Annotated in this window: 5 protein-coding genes; 4 read left to right on the top strand and 1 reads right to left on the bottom strand. The window is 75.4% G+C overall.

Going from position 1 to position 7947, the window contains the following annotated elements; translation table 11 throughout:
• On the top strand, positions 1-982 hold a 982-nt coding region (locus AACH11_RS16970), incomplete at its 5' end, for a TRAP transporter substrate-binding protein (protein WP_341375440.1).
• Position 983: 1 nt separating this feature from the next.
• On the top strand, positions 984-2921 hold the full coding sequence (locus tag AACH11_RS16965) for a TRAP transporter large permease subunit (protein ID WP_341375439.1): 1938 nt from the start codon (positions 984-986) through the stop codon (positions 2919-2921).
• A 139-nt stretch (positions 2922-3060) separates the two neighbouring features.
• Here AACH11_RS16965 and AACH11_RS16960 read toward each other — a convergent pair whose 3' ends face one another.
• Complete coding sequence (locus AACH11_RS16960) at positions 3061-4632, bottom strand: DUF1615 domain-containing protein (protein ID WP_341375438.1); 1572 nt, start codon at positions 4630-4632, stop codon at positions 3061-3063.
• Between the two features lie 77 nt (positions 4633-4709).
• Between AACH11_RS16960 and AACH11_RS16955 the strand changes: the two genes are divergently transcribed.
• Together AACH11_RS16955 and AACH11_RS16950 are read left to right on the top strand one after the other, a co-directional pair.
• Positions 4710-5612 carry an SDR family NAD(P)-dependent oxidoreductase gene (locus tag AACH11_RS16955; RefSeq protein WP_341375437.1) on the top strand — a complete coding sequence of 301 codons (903 nt, stop codon included), beginning with the start codon at positions 4710-4712 and terminating at the stop codon, positions 5610-5612.
• A 149-nt stretch (positions 5613-5761) separates the two neighbouring features.
• Positions 5762-7891, top strand: a complete 2130-nt coding sequence (locus AACH11_RS16950) for a TonB-dependent receptor (protein ID WP_341375436.1) — start codon at positions 5762-5764, stop codon at positions 7889-7891.
• Positions 7892-7947: the final 56 nt, after the last annotated feature.

Here is a 7947-nt window from a genome sequence, read left to right as displayed (position 1 = left end):
CCTGGGCCTGCTGCAGGCCCTGCCGGCGCAGGCCCAGGCCGCCACGCTGCTGCGCATCGCCAGCGTGGTGCCGAAGAACTCGGTCTACCACCAGCAGCTGCAGCAGCTGGGCGAGGCCTGGCGCGCGGCCCAGGGCGAGGGCGCGCGCTACAGTGTGTTCACCGACGGCAGCCAGGGCGGTGAGGCCGAGATCGTGCGCCGCATGCGCATCGGCCAGCTGCAGGGCGCGCTGGTCTCGGTGGTCGGCCTGCGCGAGATCGAGCCCACGGTGGCCGCGCTGCAGAACCTGCCGCTGGCCTTCCGCAGCTGGGAGGAGCTGGACTTCGTGCGCGAGCGCATGCGTCCGGCGATGGACGCGCGCTTCGCCGAGCGCGGCTTCGTCATCCTGGGCTGGGGCGATGCCGGCTGGGTGCGCTTCTTCTCGCGCAAGCCGGCGCAGCGTCCCGCCGACTACAGGAGCATGAAGTTCTTCGCCTGGGGCGCCGAGCCCGAGCAGCAGGCCATCATGAAGAACCTGGGCTACACGCCGGTGCCGCTGGAGACGGCCGACATCCTGCCGTCGATCCAGACCGGCATGATCGACGTCGTGCCGTCCACGCCCTACTTCGCGCTGGCCAGCCAGATCCACGAGACGGCCGGCCACATGCTGGAGATCAACTGGGCGCCGATCGTCGGCGCGCTGGTGGTCACCCGCAAGGCCTGGGACGCGATGAGCCCGGCTGCCCAGGCCGCGCTGCGCAGCGGCGGCGAGCGCGCCAGCCAGGCCATGCGCACCCGCGCCCGGGCCGAGGTCGACGAGGCGGTGGAGGCCATGCGCAAGCGCGGCCTGCAGATCCACCGCCCCGACGCCGCCCAGCTGCGCGAATGGCAGGCGCTGGCCGACGAGCTCTATCCGCGCATCCGCGGCACGCTGGTGCCGGCGTCCACCTTCGACGAGGTGTTCGCGCTGCTGAAGACCTACCGCAGCGGCAAGGGCCGCTGAGATGGGCGCCCCGTCCGCCACAGGCTGGCGCGCCGCCCTGGCCGATGCCGACCGCGGCCTGGCCGTGGCCGCGCTGCTGGGCATGCTGCTGATCCCGCTGCTGGAGATCGCGCTGCGCCCGCTGCACGGCAGCGGCGTCGAGAACGCACCGGTGCTGGTGCAGCACCTGGGCCTGCTGATGGCGATGGCGGGCGCCCTGGCCGCCGCCCGCCACGGCCATCTGACCCGCCTGGGCGGCGAAGCCGACCCGCTGGCCGGTGGCCCCGACGGCACCCGGCGCGGCCAGCGGCTGCGCGCCCGCGTGCGGGGCACCGTGGCACGGGCCGCCGGCGGCCTGGCCTGTGGCGCGCTGGCCTGGGCGGCCTGGCTCTTCGTCGACAGTGAACGCGCGGCGGCCCAACCGCTGGCCTATGGGGTGCCCGTCTGGTGGCTGCAGGCGGCGATGCCGGCGGGCTTCGCGCTGCTGGGGCTGCGGCTGGCCGGGCACGGTCTGCAGACCCTGGTCTGGCCGCTGGCCGGCGCCTGGGCCGCGCATGCGCTCGACGGCCAGTTGCTGCCGCAGATCCCGGGCCTGCTGCTGACGCTGGCCGCGCTGCTGGCCGGCGCACCGATCGCCGTGGCCATGGGCCTGCTGGCGCTCACCTTGAGCCTGGGTCAGGGTCTGCCGCTGGCCTCGATCCCGCTGTCGCACTACCAGATCACGGTCAACCCCTCGCTGCCGGCGCTGCCGTTGTTCACGCTGGCCGGCGTGGTGCTGGCCCGCTCGGGCGCGGCGGCACGGCTGGGCACGGTCTTCGTCGCCGTCTTCGGCGGTGGCGTGCGCGGCACGGTGGTGGCCTCGGCCGCGCTGTGCTCGGCCTTCACCGCGCTGACCGGCGGCAGCGGCGTCACCATCCTGGCCCTCGGCGGTCTGCTGCTGCCGCTGCTGGTGCGCGCCGGCTACCCGCAGCCGCGCGGCATCGGTCTGGTCACCAGCGCCAGCGCGCTGGGCGTGCTGCTGGCGCCGTCGGTGCCGCTGATCATGGTGGCGGTGATCGCCCGCGTGCCGATCCACACGATGTTCCTGGCCGGGCTGCTGCCGGCGCTGGTGATGGTGGTCAGCCTGCTGCTGCTGGGCGGCTTCCTGAGGGGCACGGCGGCGCCAGCGGCCCGGCACCCACCGCGGACCGCTGGCCACACCCAGGTCACGGTGCCGGCCACGACCGGATCCGCGCCTGGCCGGGCCGTCCAGTGGCCAGCCGGCCCGACCCCGGCCACCGAGGCCCCTGAAGTGCCCCGTCTGGCCACCGCCCTGCGCGCGGCCTGGCTGGAGCTGCTGACGCCGCTGGTGGCCCTCGGCACGCTGGCCAGCGGCCTGGCCACGCCGACCGAGAGCGCGGCCGCCACCGCCGGCTGGGCGCTGCTGAGCCAGGGCCTGCTGCGGCGCGAGCTGGGCCTGCGCGCCACGCTGCGCGCCGTGGCCGACAGCGCGATGATCATCGGCGGCGTGATGCTGATCATGGGCCTGGCCCTGGCCATGACCAATGTGCTGATCGACGCCGGCATCCCCGACGCGCTGGCCGAGGGCGTGCGCGCGCAGGTGCCCGACCGCCACGTGTTCCTGCTGCTGCTGTGCCTGTTCCTGTTCGCCGCCGCGGCGCTGATGGAGATCTTCGCGGCCATCGTCGTGCTGGTGCCGCTGCTGCTGCCGCTGGCCAGCGCCTATGGCATCGACCCGGTGCACTTCGGCATCCTGTTCCTGGCGGCGATGGAGGTCGGCTTCCTGTGCCCGCCCGCCGGCATGAACCTGTACTTCGCCGCCGCCATGTTCCGCCGGCCGATCGCCGAGGTGGCCCGCGCCGTGGCCCCGGCCCTGCTGGCGATCTTCGTCGGCACGCTGCTGATCGCCTGGGTGCCGGGGTTGTCGACGGCCTTGCCGCAGGCGCTGCTGAACCGGTGAAGCCGGCTCGCGCCGCGCCACGGTCGATGCGCCGGCCGCACGCACCGTGGCGATGGCCGGCGGCTGAGCGCGCGGACGGTGGCGGGCTGCGGGCCGGGCGCCTTCAGGAACGCCGGGGACTCCAGGAACGCCAGGGCCTTCAGGGCGCCGGCAGCCGCGGCAGCGCCCCCGGCGCGCCGGCCGCGTCACCCGGCGGCTGGGCCACGGCCGAGGCGGCCGCGTCGCGCGCCAGGCAGGCGCGGTAGCGCATCTCGACGCGGTCGGCGAACCAGGCGGTGGTCAGCTTGCGCGTGATCTTGGGGCTGTCGAGAGCGATGTCGGGCAGGCGCTCGCGCTCGGCCGGCACGTTGCGCTGGGCGGCCAGCGCGTACAGCCGCTCGTAGGTCGCGGTGCGTTCGAAGGCGTGGCTCTTCTCCAGCATCAGGTCGGCTTCCAGGCGCGATTCACTCAGGCCGAGGGCCGGGCGCAGCGACAGCAGCGCGGTCCAGGCCTCGCTGGGCGAGCGGCGGGGCGACAGCGGCTGGCCCTTGGCATAACGCAGCAGGTCCCCGTCCGGCTCCAGCCGGCCGCCGGTCAGGCGCGACAGCAGCACCTGAACGGCGGCGTTGCGGCTGGCGTAACGCCCGGCGTTGAAGTCGGCGAAGCGGTAGATCATGCGCTGGTAGGACACCGGATAGTCCAGCAGCATGGACGCGCCGAAGTAGACGCCGCCGCGGCGCTTGAACACCTCCTGCCGCGCGGTGCCGGCGCGCGGCCACGGATAGGGCCGCTCGCGCATGTGCTGCGCGGCCCAGGCGATGCTGACCTGGGTGCTGCCGCCGGTGCGCACCGGGTTGCCGCCATCCAGCAGGCGCTCGCCGAAGGGGATCTCGCTGACGATGTCCTCGTAGAGGGCCGACAGCTCGCGCTCGGTGCGCAGCGTGTCCAGCCGGCGCTCGTAGCTGCGGCCGTCGGGCGAGGTCTTCTTCAGCGCCAGCGCGAACACCGGCTGCGGGATGCCGTAGGCCGCGCGCTTCTTCTCCAGCTCGCGGCGGGCGATGCGCGCCAGGCCGGTGACCGGCGGATCGGCCTGCCAGCCCGACTCCTGCTCGATGACGGCACTGATCGCGCAGACCTTGTGGGCCTGGGCCGGGATGCGCAGCGCAGCGAAGCTGGTGGCGATGTCGTCGGCCCAGCCGTTGCGCTCGCCGATGCGCGGCGGCAGCACGCGCAGCGCCACCGCCCGCACGTCGGCCGTGCGCACCGGCGGGGCGTCGGGCGGCACGGGCATGGGCACGGGCATGGCCGGGGGCGGCAGGACCGGCGCAGCGGAGGCGGCCGGGGTCGCGGACGCCGATGCCGCGGAGGCCGCCGCCTCCGGCCGTGGCGGGGTGCGCAGCGGCAGGGCCGCGGGCACCGGGCCGCTGCCCAGGCCGCCCGCCGGGCTGGCACTGCCCGCGCCCGCGGCCGCCGGCGGGCGCGCCGCCTGACCCGCGGGCGACGCGGCCACCTCGGGAGCGCGCGGCACCGGCGTCGACGCGGATGCCGCGCCGCTGCCATCGGCCGCGGGAAGACGCCGCTGCTCGACCGGCGCCGGCCCCTTGGGCACGGCCGAACAGCCGGCCAGCAGGACCGCCGCCAGCGCGCCGGACAGGATCGACGCCGACGGCCGCCGCGGCGACGACAGGGACCCGCAGCGGGCGACGGACGACAGGCAGGGCTTCAGGACCATCCGGAGGGCAGGCAGCAGACGTGGAACGGGCTCAGGGCGCGCAGTGTGCCCGAACAACGGCGCTAGGATCGCGGCCCATGCCCACACCCGATCTGAACGGCCGCGTCGCCGTGGTCACCGGCGCCGGTGCCGGTCTTGGTCGCGCCCATGCGCTGGCACTCGCCCGCCATGGCGCGCGTGTCGTCCTCAACGATCTGGCCGCGCCCGATGGCCGGCTGCCCGCGCAGGCGGTGGCCGACGAGATCACGGCCGCCGGCGGCCAGGCGCTGGCCCTGGCCGGCGATGTGCGCGACGCGGCGGCGATGGCCGATCTGGTGGCGCGCACCGTCGCCCACTGGGGCCGGCTGGACATCGTCGTCAACAACGCCGGCATCCTGCGCGACCGCAGCTTCGCCAAGATGGACCTGGCCGACTTCCGCAGCGTGCTGGACGTCCACCTGATGGGCGCGGTCAACCTGACGCACGCCGCCTGGCCGCAGATGATCGCCCAGCGCCACGGGCGGGTGATCTTCACCACCTCCTCATCCGGCCTGTATGGCAACTTCGGCCAGTCGAACTATGGCGCGGCCAAGATGGCGCTGGTCGGGCTGATGCAGACGCTGGCGCTGGAAGGCGCGAAGCACGGCATCCACGTCAACTGCCTGGCACCGACGGCCGCCACCGCCATGACGGCCGACCTGCTGCCCCCGGCGGCCCTGGCCGCGCTGACGGTCGAGCGCGTCAGCCCCGCGGTGGTGGTGCTGGCCAGCGACGCGGCGCCCACCCGCATGATCCTGGCGGCCGGTGCCGGCAGCTTCGAGAGCGCCCACGTCACGCTGACACCCGGCATCCATCTGCCGGACGGCCCGCAGATGGCCGAGGCGCTGCTGCTGCAGCTGCCCGCGGTGCTCGACCGCAGGGGCGAGCAGGTGCCGCGCCAGGGTTACGAGCAGGTGGCGCAGGCGCTGGGCAAGGCCGGCGTACCGCCGGCCGCCGCCTGAGCATGACCGCTGCCGCCGCGCCATCCGCAGTCGGGCTGAGGGCCTGACACGGCGGCGACGCCCGCGGCCCGGATACTGCCGGTCCGCCCCGACGACGGCCACGGCCCGGACCCTGCCCACGGGTGGCCGGCGTGGCCCGCACCCGCACCATGCCTGACCGCCGACCTGCTGCTCCCCCCCACCGGTTGACCCTGCTGGCCCGGATCACCCTGCTGACGCTCACGCTGAGCGGCCCCGGGCTGCCGTCCGCCCGCGCCCAGGCCACGGCCGAAGCGGCCGAAGCGGCTGGAACAACGGCAACGACCGCAACGCCCGAGACAGCCGCAGCCGCGGAAGCCACCCCCGCGCCCGCCGACCGGGTCACCGTGCGCGGCCAGGGCCTGCGCCCGACCGGTGCCGGCCAGCGCCAGGTGCCGGTCAGCGAACTGCAGCAGGTGCCCGGCGGCCTGGGCGATCCGCTGAAGGCACTGCAGTCCCTGCCGGGCATCACCAGCACCCACGACGGCTCCAGCCAGCCGGCGATCCGCGGCTCGCGGCCGGAGGACAACCGCTACGCGATCGACGGCCTGCCGGCCGGCAAGCTGTTCCACCTCGGCGGGCTGACCAGCACGCTGCACCCGGCGCTCGTCAGCCGCTTCGACCTGCAGGCGGCGGCCCATGCGGCGCCCTGGGGCAATGCCACCGGCGGCGTCATCGACGTGCGGCTCAAGGCCCCGCGCACCGACCGGCTGGCCGGCAGCCTGGACCTCGGCCTGCTGGGCGGCGATCTGGTGCTCGACGGGCCGGTGCAGCCCGGCAGCGCGGTCGGCGTGCAGCTGGCCGTGCGCCGCAGCTGGCTGGACTGGGTGGTCCGCCACGCCTCCCGCGGCGACGAGGACGGCAGTGACGGCACCGTCGTCGAGATGCCCGCCTACCGCGACTGGCTGGGCCGCCTGGTCTGGCAACCGCTGGCCGGCCACACGCTGACGCTGCACAGCCACGGCGCCGTCGACCGCCTGGACTACGAGGTGCCCGCCGGCTCGATCGCCGGCAGCCAGCAGCCGGCACTGATCGGCCCCGGCCGCGTGCGCGAGCGCGACCGCACCACGGCCCTGGTCTGGGAGCGACGCGGCCGCGGCGGCGACCAGCAGCGCGTGGCCCTCGGCCAGCGCGATGCCGACCAGGCCAGCCGCGCCGGCAGCGTGCTGGACCTGGATCTGGCCGCCCGCTTCCGCTTCCTGCAGATGGAATGGCGGCCGGCACCGCTGGGCCGCCACAGCCTGAGCCTGGGCCTGGAGCGCACCTGGGCGCGCTGGGACTACCGGATGAGCCTGCGCGATGTGCGCTGCACCGAGTTCGAGCCCGACTGCGACTACAGCAGCGCCGAGCCCGTGGCCGCCGACGACCATCTGCGCGACCGCCACCTCGCGCTGTGGGCGCAGGACCGCATCGCCCTCGGCGAGGACTGGACGCTGCGCGCCGGCTGGCACGCGATGCGCGATGCCTATCTGCAGCGCCAGGTCGGCGAGCCGCGGCTGGCGCTGGACTGGCAGGCCCGCCCGCGCACGCTGCTGAGCCTGGCCTGGGGCCGCCACCACCAGATCCCCGACGGCCTGCAGATCCTGCCGACCTACGGCAACCCGCAGCTGGACCTGCTGCGCGCCAGCCATCTGGCGCTGAGCCTGGCCGAGCAGGCCGACGCCGGCTGGCGCTGGCAGGTCGAGCTCTACCGCAAGCAGCTCGACGGCCTGGTGGTGGCCGATCCGACGACCCGCCAGTACGTCAACGGCGGCAGCGGCCAGGCCCACGGCCTGGAGCTGCTGGTCCAGCGCGAGGCGCGCGAGGCCTCGCCGTGGTCGGGCTGGCTGGCCGTGAGCTGGGCCGCCTCGCGCCGCCGCAACGACCTGACCGGCGTGTCCTTCCGCCACGACCAGGACCAGCCGCTGAACGTGCAGCTGCTGGCCCGCCACCGTCTGCCCTCGGGCTGGAGCCTGGGCGCCCGCTGGGCCTGGCACAGCGGCGCGCCGGACACCGCCGTCATCGGCACCACGACGCTGGCCGACGGCCGCATCCGGCCGGTCTACGGCGCGCTCAATGCCGACCGTCTGCCGTCCTACCACCGGCTGGACCTGCGGCTGGAGGGCCGGCTGCGGCCCGACCTCAGCCTCTACGCCGAGCTGATCAACGCCTACGGCCGCCGCAACGTGGCCGGCTGGGTCTACAGCGCCGACTACGGCCGCCGCACGGCGCAGACGCAGATGGGCCGCATCCCGTCGGCCGGGCTGAAGCTGGACTTCTGAGGCGATGCGGGCCGGGCGACGGGCGCCGGCTCGCCCGGACCGGCCGCCCGGATCAG

Source organism: Pseudaquabacterium rugosum (assembly GCF_038066575.1).
GTDB classification, from domain to species: domain Bacteria; phylum Pseudomonadota; class Gammaproteobacteria; order Burkholderiales; family Burkholderiaceae_C; genus Pseudaquabacterium; species Pseudaquabacterium rugosum.
Note: the sequence above shows the minus strand (reverse complement) of the source record. Positions and strands in the feature narration are given on the sequence as shown.